The sequence below is a fragment of the Pseudomonas extremaustralis genome (genome assembly GCF_900102035.1).
Taxonomy (GTDB): Bacteria; Pseudomonadota; Gammaproteobacteria; order Pseudomonadales; family Pseudomonadaceae; genus Aquipseudomonas; species Aquipseudomonas extremaustralis.
The window spans coordinates 3,485,656-3,500,231 of record NZ_LT629689.1; the positions used below are offsets into that span (position 1 = coordinate 3,485,656).

General features: G+C 61.8%; 14 protein-coding genes. 6 read left to right on the forward strand and 8 right to left on the reverse strand.

What is annotated here, in order from left to right; all coding sequences use genetic code 11:
* Positions 1-6 precede the first annotated feature (6 nt).
* The 7 genes from BLR63_RS15995 to BLR63_RS16035 all read right to left on the reverse strand — a co-directional run bounded on the left by BLR63_RS15995 (position 7) and on the right by BLR63_RS16035 (position 7,436).
* Positions 7-198, reverse strand: a complete 192-nt coding sequence (locus tag BLR63_RS15995) for a hypothetical protein (RefSeq protein ID WP_010563440.1) — start codon at positions 196-198, stop codon at positions 7-9.
* A gap of 216 nt (positions 199-414) precedes the next feature.
* Complete coding sequence (locus BLR63_RS32140; RefSeq protein WP_258170896.1) at positions 415-546, reverse strand: hypothetical protein; 132 nt, start codon at positions 544-546, stop codon at positions 415-417.
* Positions 547-1,620: 1,074 nt separating this feature from the next.
* Positions 1,621-2,376, reverse strand: a complete 756-nt coding sequence (gene istB, locus BLR63_RS16020) for an IS21-like element ISPpu7 family helper ATPase IstB (protein WP_003290589.1) — start codon at positions 2,374-2,376, stop codon at positions 1,621-1,623.
* Between the two features lie 17 nt (positions 2,377-2,393).
* The gene (gene istA / locus BLR63_RS16025) at positions 2,394-3,908 is read right to left on the reverse strand and encodes an IS21-like element ISPpu7 family transposase (RefSeq protein WP_083365955.1); all 1,515 of its coding nucleotides are present in this window, start codon (positions 3,906-3,908) and stop codon (positions 2,394-2,396) included.
* 410 nt (positions 3,909-4,318) lie between these two features.
* Positions 4,319-4,483: a hypothetical protein gene (locus BLR63_RS31515; RefSeq protein WP_010563435.1), complete on the reverse strand. Its 165-nt coding sequence runs from the start codon at positions 4,481-4,483 to the stop codon at positions 4,319-4,321.
* A complete protein-coding gene (locus BLR63_RS16030) occupies positions 4,483-5,517 on the reverse strand; it encodes an Lnb N-terminal periplasmic domain-containing protein (protein WP_003464218.1) in 1,035 nt (344 codons plus the stop codon). Before BLR63_RS16030 ends, BLR63_RS31515 begins: the two co-directional genes overlap by 1 nt.
* The gene (locus tag BLR63_RS16035) at positions 5,514-7,436 is read right to left on the reverse strand and encodes an esterase/lipase family protein (protein WP_231998077.1); all 1,923 of its coding nucleotides are present in this window, start codon (positions 7,434-7,436) and stop codon (positions 5,514-5,516) included. The genes BLR63_RS16030 and BLR63_RS16035 overlap by 4 nt, the downstream gene beginning before the upstream one ends.
* Positions 7,437-7,736: 300 nt before the next feature.
* Here BLR63_RS16035 and phaR point away from each other — a divergent pair, with 300 nt between their 5' ends.
* On the forward strand, positions 7,737-8,261 hold the full coding sequence (gene phaR / locus BLR63_RS16040; RefSeq protein WP_010563433.1) for a polyhydroxyalkanoate synthesis repressor PhaR: 525 nt from the start codon (positions 7,737-7,739) through the stop codon (positions 8,259-8,261).
* Between the two features lie 34 nt (positions 8,262-8,295).
* Here phaR and BLR63_RS16045 read toward each other — a convergent pair whose 3' ends face one another.
* The gene (locus BLR63_RS16045) at positions 8,296-8,862 is read right to left on the reverse strand and encodes a phasin family protein (protein WP_003464225.1); all 567 of its coding nucleotides are present in this window, start codon (positions 8,860-8,862) and stop codon (positions 8,296-8,298) included.
* 58 nt (positions 8,863-8,920) lie between these two features.
* Between BLR63_RS16045 and BLR63_RS31220 the strand changes: the two genes are divergently transcribed.
* The 5 genes from BLR63_RS31220 to fabI are packed head-to-tail and all read left to right on the forward strand — an operon-like array spanning position 8,921 to position 14,569.
* A complete protein-coding gene (locus BLR63_RS31220) occupies positions 8,921-9,070 on the forward strand; it encodes a hypothetical protein (protein ID WP_153336801.1) in 150 nt (49 codons plus the stop codon).
* Positions 9,071-9,109: 39 nt separating this feature from the next.
* Positions 9,110-11,659 carry a DUF3141 domain-containing protein gene (locus tag BLR63_RS16050; RefSeq protein WP_003464227.1) on the forward strand — a complete coding sequence of 850 codons (2,550 nt, stop codon included), beginning with the start codon at positions 9,110-9,112 and terminating at the stop codon, positions 11,657-11,659.
* On the forward strand, positions 11,656-12,588 hold the full coding sequence (locus tag BLR63_RS16055; protein WP_003464230.1) for a phosphate acetyltransferase: 933 nt from the start codon (positions 11,656-11,658) through the stop codon (positions 12,586-12,588). Before BLR63_RS16050 ends, BLR63_RS16055 begins: the two co-directional genes overlap by 4 nt.
* Entirely contained in the window at positions 12,585-13,793 is a 1,209-nt protein-coding gene (locus BLR63_RS16060; RefSeq protein WP_010563432.1) for an acetate/propionate family kinase, read from the forward strand. Before BLR63_RS16055 ends, BLR63_RS16060 begins: the two co-directional genes overlap by 4 nt.
* A complete protein-coding gene (fabI, locus tag BLR63_RS16065) occupies positions 13,790-14,569 on the forward strand; it encodes an enoyl-ACP reductase FabI (protein ID WP_010563431.1) in 780 nt (259 codons plus the stop codon). The genes BLR63_RS16060 and fabI overlap by 4 nt, the downstream gene beginning before the upstream one ends.
* Positions 14,570-14,576: the final 7 nt, after the last annotated feature.

The following is a 14,576-nucleotide window of genomic DNA, read 5'->3' on the forward strand; positions in this document are numbered from 1 at the left end:
GCCATCTCAATCGACTTCCTTGTCTAGATCGTTACCAGGTCGATCCAGCGCCAAGCCATGTGCCCTCGCATAGTCCAGTACCAGAACTTCGATCATGGAGGCAACCGAGCGCCGCTCGCGCTCAGCAGCCATGCGCAGCAGTTGCTTGATCTCGGCGGAGGTCCGTATGGAAAGGGTTTCGTCTTTCAGGCGGGACATGACGTCGCCTCGGTGGTGATGTCTCGCAAATGTACTGCGTTTGGCATTGCCTGGCTATTGATCTTTCACAGCTTCCGGGGCAATGCTTCCAGGCTTTCTGAGCGAGCAACCACATGCAGTTCGCGACAAGAGGCGTCGCACTACTCTTCGATCAGCTCAGCGCAACGTGTAGCCTGGCGAGTGTCTGGAGATTCGGCTGGCGTTGAGTTGTCATGGCTATTCCTGCGTTGTCGGCGGCGACCACTCCATACCCTCTTCGAGAATCGGATGGCTTTCGCTAACGACGATCAACGCCTTGTTCCGATTCTCCAGCGCGAACATGGCGATGGAGCCGTTGACTTCCGCCACCTTCACCGCCCCTGTGGATCAAGCCTGCCAACCCAGACGTATTGCCGAGTCTCCAAACATGCAAGGTAATACGAAATACCCATGCTTCCCCCGAATTCGACTCAAGTCTTTTGCTGCGCCAGTATCTTGCTCAATACTGTGATTAAGCCGTTCGTGAACACTCAACGACTGCTCGTAGCATCGACCAAATCGCCCCGACGATACACCTGCCAACCGTTCCCCGTAAGGCATCCCTCAGACACTACGTGGGCCAGCGCTTCGCGTTCCAAGTCTGAGAGATCAGCCGCCAGCGGCACCTCCGCGTCCGGCCTTGACGGAGCGGTGTATCGCTGATCGATGACGATGTGATGCTGGACTGTCTGCTGTAGCAATCTGACTTGGCCCACAGCTTGCAGGTCTCTGCCAAAAGGGAAGCAGACTTCGGCGAGAATGACGCGATCCATCCGCGAGCCGCAGAAAGGCCCTAGTTTATACCGGGTTGCCAGCGAAGGCCCCCGAGAACTTGATTGCTAGGGTCGAAGGTGGAGTCCTGCGGAAAAGATAACCTCAGTTGTTCGAAGATTGCCCCTACCGATTGCGGGGTGAGTGCTATAGCTGGCCCCACCTCCTACCCTGTAGACGTAACCCGGTTGGTTGTCTTCTTCATCCTCAGCGACGCTCACCTCAGTAAGGGGCTCCATCAGCCAATGCTTCTCCCCCCTCAGGTGACCAGGCGATACCAGAAATGCCTGGGCCAACCATGAACGATCGTCTAGCTCCTCAAGCACCCGTCTGAGCACCGGAACAGTCGGAATCATGAGCATGCTACCAATTTTTTCATCGCCGTAGTCCCGAACTAGCTCCACGTAAAACCACGGATAGTGGATCTCTTGCTCAACAAACTGCCAGTGCTGCACTTGAGGATCACCAAGAATGCCTCCTGGAAGCAGCTCTGCATGCCGGTACGTGCGGATTCCACGCCATCCGGCCACCCAGTCCGCTCTCATCTGGCCAGGCATTCCAGGGCCATCTGGCCACCTGTTCCACGGCCATCCGGCCGGGCAGTCGGAGCGCAGCGACGCAGGGGTGGCATTGTTAGTCCGGGTTGGCTGGCGTCGTCAATTTCTGCGTCCGTTTGCGCATTGATTCACCCTTCAGATTGATCCGGTAAGCGTTGTGCACCAGGCGGTCGAGGATAGCGTCGGCCAGGGTCGGATCGCCGATCAGTTCGTGCCAGTTGTCCACCGGCATCTGGCTGGTAACGATGGTCGAGCGCTGGCCGTAGCGGTCGTCCAGTAGCTCCAGCATGTCGCGCCGCTGTTCGGCGGTGAACGGGGCCAAGCCCCAGTCATCGAGGATCAGCAGGTCGGTCTTGGCGTAGCTGCTCATCAGCTTGGCGAAGCGCCCGTCGCCATGGGCCAGACCCAGTTCTTCCAGCAAACGCGGCAAGCGCAGGTAACGCACGCTGTAGCCTTCTCGGCAGGCCTGGTGGGCCAGGGCGCAGGCCAGCCAGGTTTTACCGACACCGGTGGGGCCGCCGATGATCAGGTTGAGGCCGTCGCGTAGCCACTGGCCGCCGCTCAGTTGCAGGATCAGCGCCTTATCCAGCCCGCGCGGGCTGCGGTAGTCGATGTCTTCGAGGCAGGCGTTGTGCTTGAGCCGGGCCTGGCGCAGGCGGCTGCTCAGGCGCTTGTCGTCGCGTTCAGTCAGCTCGCGGTCGACCAGCAGGCCGAGGCGTTCCTCGAAGCTCAGGCTGTCGATGTCCGGGGTTTTCAGTTGTTCGTTCAGCGCCTTGAGCATGCCGTGCAGGCGCAGGGTTTGCAGCTTGTCCAGGGTCGGATGGGGCAGCATGGTGGGATTCCTTGTGTTCAGTGGTAGTAGCCGGGGCCGCGCAGGTTGGCGTGGTCGTCCGGCAGCAGGGGCAGGTGCTGCTGGGCCAGCGGCAGGTTCTCCAGCCCCTGGCGCAGGATCGATTCGAGGCTCTTGTAGCTGCACGTGCCGAGGCTGATGGCGCGACGGCAGGCCAACTCCAGACGCGCCTCACCGTGGGTTTTACCCAGGCGCAGGATGCCCAGGCAGGCCCGGTAGCCCTGCTGCGGATGGATGCGCCGTTCGAGGATGTGCCGGATCACGCCGGCGGTGTTCGGCCCGGTCTGCTCGGCCCAGCGGATCAGCCGTTGCGGCGTCCACTCGGCATGCTCGCGATGGCTCTTGGGCATGTGCTCGGCCTGCGTGCTGTGCCTGCCCTTGTGCATTGAGCGCAGGTGGCTGGCCACTCGCTGGTTGGCGTGGAAAAACTCGACGGTGCGCGCCGTCAGGCGCACCTCCAGCTGCTTCTTCACCAGTTGATACGGCACCGAGTAGTAATGCCCATCGACCTCGACGTGGTAGTCGATGTGCACCCGCGCCTTCTTCCACTCGGCGTAGACGTAGGGTTGCTCCGGCAGGGGGCGCAGCGCCGGACGATCCAGGCTGTCGAAGGCCGACTGCCGGGAGCCCGGCAGCTTCTTGAACGGGCGTTGGTTGAGCCGCTCCAGCAGCCCGGCGATGGCCGTGTTGAGTTCATCCAGGGAGAAGAACTGCCGATTCCTCAGTGCGGCGAGGATCCAACGCTCGACCACCTGCACGCCGACTTCGGCCTTGGCCTTGTCGCGCGGTTTGCGTGCCCGCGCCGGCACCACCGCCACGCCATAGTGCTCGGCCAGATCGCGGTAGCTGGGGTTGATGTCCGGCTCGTAACGATGGGCCTTGCTCACCGCGCTGCGCAGGTTGTCCGGCACCACGATCTCCGGCACGCCGCCGAGGAAGGCGAAGCAACGGGTATGCGAGCCTAGCCAGTCCGGCAGCTGCTGCGACCAGGTGGCTTCGGCGAAGGTGTAGCTGGACGCGCCGAGCACCGCGACGAACACCTGCGCCTGGCGGATCTCGCCGCTGTGGCGGTCGATAACCGGCACCGTCTGGCCGGCATAGTCGACGAACAGCTTCTCGCCGACGCGGTGCTCCTGACGCATCACCACGTCCAACTTGCCCTGCCAGGCTCGGTAGTGCTCACAGAACCAGCTGTACTGAAAGCCCTGAGGCTGGCTCAGGCGGTACTCCTGCCAGAGCAGCGCCAGGGTCACCCCGGGGCGGCGCAGTTCGGCATGCCCCCATGCCCAATCGGGTAAAGGCCGCTTCTCACTGGCAACCGCCGGGGCCGGCGGGAACAGTTGCTGCTCCAACTCGGCATCGGACAACGAACAGGGCCAGGTGAGGCCGCTGGCGGCAAAACGGCAGAGGTAATCACCGGCACTGCTGTGGCCAATGCCCAGGCTGCGGGCGATCTTGCGCACGGACAGGCCGCAGTCGAACTTGAGGCGTAACACCTCTCGGATTTTACGCATGGATAAACGCTCCACAACGACCTCTCTGCTTCGAAAAAGAGATCGATGGTAGTGAATAAATCCTGCGTGGCTGCCTGCCAGAAAAGTGTCCGGATGACCGTGGAGTCGGTGTCCGGATGCTCGTGGAATGAGTGTCCGGATCAGCGTGGAATCACTGTCCGGATGCGCGTGGAATGGGTGTCCGAGTCAGCGTGGAATCCGCAGGATTCACTTCATTCGGGGACGGTAGACGGTTCGACATAGTTGTGGCAACCCAAGCGACATCACCCATTGGTAAAGTCATCAGGCTACTTTATCGAAATTCAAAACTAGCTCACCAATACCCCATCGAGAGCCTCCGCCCCGACTTAAGCTCACGGAACGGGCGCTCTGCTGCAAAAACTAACAAACAACGAGTGCAGGATGGTTCATTACCTCAGCTCAATGTAGATTTTGTAACCAATGGTAGCCAACATCACCACTATCCCTGTGGCCATCACCAGCACACCACTGTCCCGTTCCCGCCGGCTGTAGCCGACCATCAGGAGCAGGAATCCCAGGCCGATCAGGCCAATCATCACTTCAAGTTCTCGCATCAGTCTCTGCCTTCATCATTGTGGCTGGTATCGGTGGGAGACACCCAGCCGGGCACTCCGCGCCGGATCTGCCTGGAAAAATCGCTCGCATCGTTGGCCATCCGTGCCCGTTCGGTAAAGCGCCCGTGCTGACGCAACGTATCGAGGCTGTAGCCACCCTGCAGGCCACCGACCGACATGACATAGGCCGGCAGGTAGCCTGTCAGCAGCAAACGGTAATCGACCGGCAGTCCGCCAATGATCGTCTGCAGCATGTCGAAAACGATGGTGGTGCAGTTGGCCGTAATGGTGTTGTAGAAACGCGGCTGATCGACCAGGGCGTTGGCCTGCTGCACATAGGAGAGCAGCAACGCACGCATCGCCTCGTCGGGCATAGCAATACGATAGAGATAGCTGTCTTCGCCGCGCACGTTGGTGCGCACGCGCAAGGCATCACGCTCGTCAGTGGCGACGATGCTCAACTCGAACTGCTTGAAGAAACCACCAATCTCCGAATAGGCCTCGCCTTGCTCCTTGCGCACCTCAACGGTGAACGTCAGAAAACGCCCATCCGTGAAGCCGAAAGAAACCAGAACATGGGCGATGGCCGGCATGCCCCAATAGGAGGTGATCAGGTCGACCGAGGCGAGCTGGTCGAGATCGTAGCGACGTGTTTCCCAGGCAACGTCATAGTCATCATCGCTGCGCCAGTTGAAGTTGCGCACATTGTGCAGGATGAGCTGATTGCCCACGAGCTCGCCCTGGGTCATCTGCGCGACATCACCAGCCCAGATACGCTGGTTTGACGGTTCCAGGCTTGTCCACCAGACCAGCAACGCGGCGAAGACAAGCACCTGACCGACAAGCGCCAGTATGGGACGCCCGCGCCACAGCAGAACCTGCAGAATGCAGCCAAGCAGGCACCAGCCCGCAATCAGCACCCAGGTTGCCAGCCCTCCAGTCTGGTAGAACAGCGCCAGCACGCCCCAGGCCATGATCAGAAAAAACGACAGCGCGAGGACACTGCGCAGGAGAAGACCCAACAGCCCGTTCATGGCGCTCGTACCGTAGCCACCTTGGGGCTGGCCAGGCCGGTGAGGTGTTCATGCAGCACGCGGCGAATTTCGATGATCGCCTGCGGTGTTTCCTGCACGCTGTGCCACGATGGCACGACCAGCTCCGAGTCGGCGCCAGCCAGGTGCGAGCTGGCGTACGGCACCACGCCGTCACTGGACAGCAGGACCTCGAGGTCTGGCGTGTAGTTGCCGATGATCGAGTGATAGTGCACTCGTGGCGAAATGGGCAGGTCGGCTGCGGCCTTGACGAAGGGGTCCTGGTTGCTCAGGTTGTCGATGCTGTTGAGGGGGCGCACCAACGCGACCGGTGCCGCCGCATTGGGGTCAACCAGCACTTGGGCAACCTCCTTGAAACGGTTCAACATCGACACCGGCATCTTCACCAGCCCTGCGGCCCAGCGCGACACGCGATTTTCGGCAAACGGGGTACCCCGGTGTGGCGCCGCAGCGAATACGGCCCGGCTCACCTGAGGCAATGGCTCGAAATACAGGTAGGGCCCGAGCTTCGCCCGGGCTTTTTCCAGGCGCGCGCCTTGCATCCCGTAACTTCCCAGCATGGCATCCCACAACTGGTCACCCGATGAGGACAGCATCAGCCGTGACAACACGCCCCCCATGCTGTGCCCGACCAGCACCATATCGTGGCTGGCCTTGGCCGTGCCTTGCGGATCGAAATTCGCCAAGGTCTGCTCGATGGCCTCGCGGATGGCCTGATTGTTGACGGCCAGCGGCAGGTTGGTCGGGTAGTAGACCTGCCAGATCTGGTAATTGCGGCGCAGTTCCTCGTCGCCCAGCACTTCATTGGCCACGTTGATCCAGGCCTCCGGGCTGCTGGCCAGGCCATGCAGCATGACCACGATGCGCCGGTCGGGATCGAACGGCTGCAGCAGGTAGACATGGGGGCGTTCCAACACTTCGCCGCGTCCGACCAGAGTCAGCAGGGACTGCCGGGCAAACCCGGAACGCGCCAGCCACAGGCCATAGCCCGACGTGAAGTTGGCCGCCAGGGGCGCCTGCACACCTGCCATGTCCACCGAATCCTGCCGGTAGGGGTCATAACCGATCACTTCCACCTGATAGGTGGACAACACCTGCTCCAGGGTCTCCCCGGGAAAGCGCGCCACGGCAGTAATCGCCGGGAAGGGGGTTTCGCTCCAGGGTATTTCATCGCTCCCCTTGCTCACCACGCGCTTGGCCGTCACCGCTACCAACTCGGCACCCAGTCCATCCCGACGGTACTGGTTGCGCAACCCGCCAAAGGACAGGGACGCAGCCGGAATCAGCTCCTTCGGCAACAGGCGGTCATCGGCCAGCCTCACATCGGTCATGCGCCCGCCGATCGTCCAGCGCCCGGTCTTGAGGCGGAAATTACCCTGAGTGTCCTCGGGTGATGGTGGCCGTCCACGGTAGCGATCGAAGACCTCGACGAGCGCCTGCTGCACCGAAAAGTTGTAGTAGTCGCGCACCTGCGTCTGCCGGTCTTCCAGGGCGCGCTGGCTCGGTGTGCGGGTGGTCAGGAAGAGGTAGGCGTAGGCATACCGGGCACTCTCCAGGTAGGCATCGGTGCGGGCCTCCGCCGCCATCACCTTGCCGCCGTCCTGGGCTTCCTTCAGCCACAGCTCGGCCAGCGTGGAAAGCCGCTGTTCGTCACGCAACCCCGTTGTGCTGTCCAGCGCCTCGCGGCAGGCCGGCAGGTCAGCAAGGCAGCGCTTCTCATCACTGCCCACGACCTGCAGGGCAGCAACCGCCGAAGCACTGAGGTTGCCGGTGGTCAACACATCACCGCGGCGCTGGGCCAGGTAATCATTGTTGCTGACCGCCGTGACCTTGACCCCTGCACACCCGGCCAGCACTAGAACCAGCAGGACTGACGGAAAGCAACGCAGTGAACGACTCACAGTGAACGAAGTGGTGGTATAAGTTGAAGAGCTCACAATCGGTAGATACCCATTACGTCGGAAATGGCGCGGATCATCACGATCCGCATATGGTTCAGACGCCATCTCGACTGATACAGCGCGAAGTGATTCTGCTGGCGGTAGATGCCAGCCCCAAGTAAGTATCTGCGAATATCTTACGGCCTTATATCCGAAAAACTAAAACAACCAATTATCCCCGCATTAACAATATATCTACACCGGGAGAGGCCTGAGATAATACCTGCCACAGACACTCCGACTCATAATGAGACGCTACACATGTCCGATGACGGCCACAGAGCCCCACGCCTGATCAAGAAATACGCCAACCGCCGTTTGTACGACACCCATACCAGCACCCACGTCACCCTCCCCGACATCCGCCAGTTGGTCATCGACGAAGTACCGTTCCAGGTGGTCGACGCCAAGACTGGCGAGGATCTGACTCGCAGCATCCTGCTGCAGATCATTCAGGAAGCGGAAAGCGACGGCGAGCCGCTCTTCTCCAGCGATATGCTCAAGGGCATCATCCGTTTCTATGGCCCATTCCAGGGCATGCTCGGCAACTATCTGGAAAAGAGCATCCAGACTGTGATCGAAATCCAGACCCAGACCGGGGTGCAATCCTCACAGGCCTGGAGCGACTTTATGCACAAGCAGGTGCCCGTCATGCAGGAGATGATGAGCCAGTACGTAGAACAGTCGAAGAAGCTCTACTTGGGCACCCAGAACCTATTCGGTATGTTCGGCGGCATCCCACCCGGCAATTTCAGGCAGACGAAAAAAGACGGTGATGAGCAATGAAACTCATCACCGTCCGTGACACGGCCGCCCTGCCTTACTTGCGCCCGCCCGCAGCCTTGCCGGCTTCACGAGTGGCCTGACCGGCCGCGGAAGCGGCGGCAGCGATGCCGTTCTCAGCGATCTCGGCTGCCTGCTTGGCGGCTTTCTGCGCGCTTTCATAGACACTGCCGGCGCTTTCCAGTGCCGACTTGAGCACGGCTACCGCCGGTTCCGCACCCGCCGGGGCGTTTTTGGCGATAACGTCCACCAGTTCCCGCACCTGCTTGGTGCCCGCCTCGACCTGGCGCTCGGCAAGCTTGGCGATATCCGCCTGCGTGCTGGAGACCAGATCGTACACCTCGCGATTGAACTCCAGCAGGCGCTCCGCCTGGGCTGCCGGCTGAGCGAAGGACGCCTGCAACTCGGCGAAGGCCTGCGGGTCACGCACTGACAGCAGCTTGCGCAAGCTGTCGAACTGCTCGCCACTGGAAGCGCGTAGCGCCTTGAATTGCAACTGACTGAGCTGCTCGACGCTCTCGAATACCTTGCCACTGATCTGCTGCAGCAGGTCAAGGTTGGCTTTCTGTGCGCTTTGCAGTTTTTCCGAATCAAAAAAAGACATGGTCGGATCTCCTGGCAATGGGGAAGGCCACCTACGGCCTGACACGCGAAAGCCATCCATGATGGAGCTGCCGCGCCAGCATAATATTGCACCGCACAAAAAAGATCGCAAGAGCTTTTTTGCACTGCAAAAAAATTTTGCCCAAGCCGCAGCGATTCGCTATAAACCTAGCCTTAACGCCATGCAGCCTCTCCAAGGGGAGGATTGAGCGCAGGCCTTTAGCACGCCACCGAGATAGGAAATGCTCATGAGCCAGGAAAGTTTTTTTGCGAAGCGAGAAGACAGCTTTTCCTCATTCCATAATCTGTTCGAACACCTCAGCCGTCTGCAGCAGTTGCACGGCAAGCTTATGCTCGATGCCTTCGGCCAACGCCATGCGGCCCTGCTCGCGCCCCTCAACGAAGGTCGCCTGCGTGCCCCCAGCCCGGGAGACTGCTGGGAATACCTGGTCGACTGCGGGCAACGCGGCCTGCTGTTCTGGGATGCACTGCGCCAGCGTGGCGACAATACCCTGGCCCACGAGCGCGCCGGCTATCCCCTGCTGCTCAAGTTTCCCTACGAGGTGCTGATCGACGGCCACGACCTGCCTCATCCGGTCAACTATTCCCTGCTGCGCATCCTTCCAACGGCTGACCAGCCAAGCGATGCCACGCGTCAGCCGGTCATCGTCATCGATCCGCGCGGCGGTCATGGCGCCGGCATCGGCGGCTTCAAGCAAGACTCCGAAATTGGCGAAAGCCTGCGCGCCGGGCATCCGACCTATTTCATCGCCTTCAGCCATGCCCCCGCGCCCGGCCAGACCCTGCTCGACATCGCCGAGGCCGAAGCCCGCTATATCGAAACGGTCAGCGCGCGCCATCCCGAGGCCGGCAAGCCGGTGGTGATCGGCAACTGCCAGGCCGGCTGGGCGCTGATGGGCCTGGCGGCGGCACGTCCGGAACTGCCGGGCCTGGTGATCGTCAACGGTGCGCCGCTGTCCTACTGGGCCGGCGTCAACGGGCGCAACCCGATGCGCTATGCCGGCGGCCTGCTCGGCGGCGCCTGGATGACCCGCCTGGGCAGCGACCTGGGCAACGGCCGCTTCGACGGCACCTGGCTGGTCAGCAACTTCGAGAGCCTGAACCCGGCCAACACCTACTGGAGCAAGTACTACAACCTGTTCCGCGACGTCGACGCCGAAACCCCGCGCTTTCTCGATTTCGAACGCTGGTGGGGCAGCCCGACCCTGCTCAACAGCGAGGAGATCGAGGTGATCGTCGACGACCTGTTCATCGGCAACCGCCTGGCCGGCGGTTCCGGTCGCACGAGCGGCATCGATCTGAAACGCATCGAGGCGCCCGTGGTGGTGTTCTGCTCGTACGGCGACAACATCACTCCGCCGCAGCAGGCACTGAACTGGATAGCCGACGTCTACCCCAGCGACCTGGCACTGCGCAGCGCCGGACGCACCATCGTCTACCTGCAGCATGCCAGCATCGGCCACCTGGGCATCTTCGTCTCCGGCAAGGTCGCCCGGCGCGAACACCGGCAGCTGCTCGGCGCCATCGATGCCATCGCCCTGCTGTCGCCTGGCCTGTACGAGTTGATGATCGACGATCTACCGGCATCCCCCAGTGGTGACCAGGCGTATCAGGTACATTTCGAGTCCCGGCGTATCGCCGATATTCTCGCCCACGATGAAGATGGCCGAAGCGACGAGCGTGAATTCGCCCTGGTCGACCGCGTCTCCGGACTCAACAGCACGCTTTACGACTGGTTCGTGCGGCCCTGGATGCGCAGGGCGATCAACGAACCACTCGCCGAATCCCTGCGCAAGAGCCACCCATTTCACCAGCAGCAGATCGTCTGGAGCAGCCTCAATCCAGCCCTCTGGTGGCTGGCGGGAAGCGCGGCCCTGACCCGCACCAATCGCCGCCCGGCATCCCCCAACAACCCCCTGCTTGCCTGGCAAGAGGTATTCTCCAGCGTCATCGAGGCCCAGCTCGATGGTTATCGCGACATCCGCGATGCATCCCAGGAGTTGCTCTTCCACAGCTTCTACGGCGGGCTGAGCACCCTGACCGGAGGGCAAGCACCGCGCTCGCAACAGAGCCACATAGAACAACGGGACAAGGCTCTGATCGAGCATCTGCACGACTCGCTTCTCCAGGGTGGGGAGCGGGAAGCGCTCATTCGCATTTTCTGCCTGCTCGCACGTGCCAGCGGCAGGTTCGGCAAAGAACGCATCGAAGAGCTCGCCCAGCGCGCTCGCACGCTCTCGCAACAGCTCGGCATCGACCCTCTCGCCGTACGTGACAGCGTCCGCCTGCAGGATCTACTGGTCTTCGCCCACCCCGAGGAAAGCCTGAACACCTTGCCCCTTTTGCTAGCCAAGGCCAGCCAGCGTGAAGTCGTCCTGACAGCCGCCACGCACCTCGTGCCTGAGTTGCTGTACGCCGAGGGTGCCGTGGGTGATCTTTGGCGTCGGTTGCATGATCTGCTCGAACACCCATTGCCGGATTTCGCCCAACCATCCGTGCCACTCATCACGGTGGACAGCCCGCCAGAGCAAATCCAGGCAAGCCTGCGCCTCCCCGAGGCGGACGCCCCTACGTCCAAGGCCGCCACGCGACCAAGGAAGAAAAATGCCGCCCGGCCTGCCAAGGCGCAGGCACAGACTGATGCCAGCCCGCCCCCGGCAGCGACCCGGAGCAGGAGCCCAGTGGCCGCGCCGGAAAAACCAGCACGCATCAAGGCAACCCGCTCCGCGCCCGCACCTGGCCTCGCGAGCCCGGACAAGGGAGGCAACGCCGAATGAGCTTGGATCACTACCAGGCGCTGCTGAACCGCTGCGCCGAGATTGGCCCGCTGCCCACCATCGTCGTGCATCCTTGCGAGGCGAACGCGCTACGCGGGGCGCTGGAGGCCACCCAGGCCGGGCTGATCACACCGATTCTGGTTGGCCCGCGCCAGAAGATTGCGGCAACCGCCAGCGAAGCCGGTCTGGATATCGACGGGCTGACCGTGGAGGACGTGCCACACAGCCACGCCGCCGCCGAGCGTGGTGTCGCCCTGATCCGCCAAGGCCGTGGCGAGTTGCTGATGAAAGGCAGCCTGCACAGCGATGAACTGCTGCATGCCGTGGCCGACCGCGAAAACGGTCTGCGCACGGAACGGCGCCTCAGCCATGTGTTCGCCATGAGCGTGCCCAGCTACCACAAGCCGCTGTTCGTCACCGACGCGGCGGTCAACATCTTCCCCGGCCTGGAAGACAAGGCCGACATCTGCCGCAATGTGATCCAGATGCTGCACGCTCTCGGCATCGAACAGCCCAAGGTGGCGCTGCTGTCGGCGGTGGAAACCGTCACCGCCAAGCTGCCTTCAACCCTGGAGGCCGCCGCACTGGTGGTCATGTCCCGGCGCGGACAGATCGACGGCGCGCTGCTCGACGGGCCACTGGCCTTCGACAATGCGATCAACGCCGAAGCCGCGCGGGTCAAGGGTATCCACTCAGAAGTCGCCGGCGACCCGGACATCCTGCTGGTACCGGACATGGAAGCGGGCAACATCCTCGCCAAGCAGCTGATCTATCTAGCCGGAGCCGAAGCTGCTGGCATCGTCCTTGGCGCCCGAGTACCTATTGTTTTCACCAGCCGCGCTGACAGTCCAAGAGCGCGCATCGCCAGTTGTGGGCTGGCCGTGCTACTTGCCGAAGCACGGCGCGCTCGCCTGGGGATACCTGTATGAGCCCTGTTCAGGACGAACTCATCGTCACCGTCAACGCAGGCTCTTCGAGCATTAAGACCGGCCTATTCTCCGGTCGCCGGGGCGAAGATCAACCTCGCTTGCTGGCGCGCGGAAAGCTGGACGGGATTGGCGTGGCGCCACGTCTACAGGTCGTCATGGCCGACGGAACGATAATGCAGGACACGAGTTTCGAGCCGGAACAGATTGCCAATATGCAGGCGGCCTTCCAGCAGATCTATCGTGTCCTTGAAGAAGGCCTACAGGATCGCCCACCGGTGCTGATCGGCCATCGTGTGGTGCACGGGGGCATGGATTTCAGCGCACCGGTGCGCGTGGATCACACTACACTGGCACGTCTGAAGACGCTGGAGCCTCTGGCACCACTGCATCAACCGCACAGCCTCGCGGCAATCCATGCCGCGCTCGAGCACGACCCTCAACTGCCCCAGATCGCCTGCTTCGACACGGCTTTCCATGCTGGACGCAATGAAATCAGTCAACTCTTCGGCTTGCCCTACGCGCTATACGAACAGGGCGTACGCCGTTACGGCTTTCATGGCCTGTCCTTCGAATACGTCAGCCAGCGCCTAATCGACAAAACACCGGAGCTCGCTACCGGCAAGCTGGTCATCGCTCACCTAGGCAATGGTTCCAGCCTTTGCGCTATCGAAGCTGGCCGCAGCATCGAAATGACAACAGGTTTTAGTGCTCTCGACGGCTTACCCATGGGAAGCCGCTGCGGCGCCGTGGATCCAGGCGTATTGCTGTACCTGCTGGGGCAAGGCATATCTGTTGATGAGCTGGAAAAACTGCTGTACAGACAATCCGGCCTGCTCGGCATATCCGGGGTCAGCAGCGACATGCGCAAGCTACGCGCCAGCAACGAGCCGCGCGCGGCCCTGGCCATCGACTACTACGCCTACCGTATCGCCCAGGAAGTCGGTCGGCTTGCCACATGCCTGGGCGGACTGGACGCACTGGTATTCACGGCCGGTATCGGCGAGAAGGATGCTGAGCTGCGTGCCCAGGTACTACAGCATCTCGCGCCGCTCTTCGGGCTGCAGCTAGACGACACGGCGAACCGACGCAACGCCGAGCTTATATCCGGTACATCCAGCACCCGATCAGTATGGGTCATCCCCACCGACGAAGAGAGCATCATCGCGCGCCATAGCTGGCACCTGTATCAGGAGCAACACCCATGAGCATCAAAGAAAGTCTGTCCCTGGCTGGCAAGCGCGGCCTGGTGGTAGGCATCGCAAACACCCATTCGATCGCCTGGGGCTGTGCCCAAGCGCTACATGAAATGGGCGCGGAACTGGCCATCACCTGGCTGAATGAGAAAGCCAGGGCGCATGTCGAGCCCCTGGCGCAACAGGTGCAAGCCAGCGTGCGGATGCCGCTGGACGTCACCCGGCCCGGCGAGCTAGAGGCTCTATTCGAGCACATTACAGAGCAATGGGGATCACTGGACTTCGTCGTACACTGCCTGGCCAGCGCACCCAAAGAGGAAATCCGCGGCCGCCTGCTGGACAGTTCCAGCAGCGGCTTTCAGCAGGCCATGGACATTTCCTGCCACTCCTTCATCCGCATGGCGCACCTGGCCGAGCCGTTGATGCCCCAGGGCGGCAGTCTGGTAACCATGAGTTACTTGGGAGCCCAGGAAACGATCGAAGGATACGCACTGATGGGCCCAGTCAAAGCCGCCCTGGAATCAAGTGTGCGCTACCTGGCCACCGAGCTGGGGCCACACAACATCCGCGTGCATGCCATTTCCCCCGGCCCCATGCCGACTCGAGCAGCATCCGGGCTGAAAGACTTTGATCACCTGCTGCAAACCTCTACCCATCGCGCGCCCCTGCGCCGCCTAGTCAGCTTGGAAGAAGTCGGCGGTCTGTGCGCATGGCTGGTCAGTAATGCCAGTCAGGGCCAAACTGGCGGCGTCCACTTCGTCGATGGCGGCCTGAACATCCTCGGCTAACCGCAAG

Coding starts and splice junctions, on each gene's coding strand:
- BLR63_RS15995 (WP_010563440.1), bottom strand. CDS start 198: ATGTCCCGCCTGAAAGACGAAACCCTTTCCATACGGACCTCCGCCGAG.
- istB (WP_003290589.1), bottom strand. CDS start 2,376: ATGCTGCCCCATCCGACCCTGGACAAGCTGCAAACCCTGCGCCTGCAC.
- istA (WP_083365955.1), bottom strand. CDS start 3,908: ATGCGTAAAATCCGAGAGGTGTTACGCCTCAAGTTCGACTGCGGCCTG.
- BLR63_RS31515 (WP_010563435.1), bottom strand. CDS start 4,483: ATGCGAGAACTTGAAGTGATGATTGGCCTGATCGGCCTGGGATTCCTG.
- BLR63_RS16030 (WP_003464218.1), bottom strand. CDS start 5,517: ATGAACGGGCTGTTGGGTCTTCTCCTGCGCAGTGTCCTCGCGCTGTCG.
- phaR (WP_010563433.1), top strand. CDS start 7,737: ATGTCCGATGACGGCCACAGAGCCCCACGCCTGATCAAGAAATACGCC.
- BLR63_RS16045 (WP_003464225.1), bottom strand. CDS start 8,862: ATGTCTTTTTTTGATTCGGAAAAACTGCAAAGCGCACAGAAAGCCAAC.
- BLR63_RS31220 (WP_153336801.1), top strand. CDS start 8,921: ATGATGGAGCTGCCGCGCCAGCATAATATTGCACCGCACAAAAAAGAT.
- BLR63_RS16050 (WP_003464227.1), top strand. CDS start 9,110: ATGAGCCAGGAAAGTTTTTTTGCGAAGCGAGAAGACAGCTTTTCCTCA.
- BLR63_RS16055 (WP_003464230.1), top strand. CDS start 11,656: ATGAGCTTGGATCACTACCAGGCGCTGCTGAACCGCTGCGCCGAGATT.
- BLR63_RS16060 (WP_010563432.1), top strand. CDS start 12,585: ATGAGCCCTGTTCAGGACGAACTCATCGTCACCGTCAACGCAGGCTCT.
- fabI (WP_010563431.1), top strand. CDS start 13,790: ATGAGCATCAAAGAAAGTCTGTCCCTGGCTGGCAAGCGCGGCCTGGTG.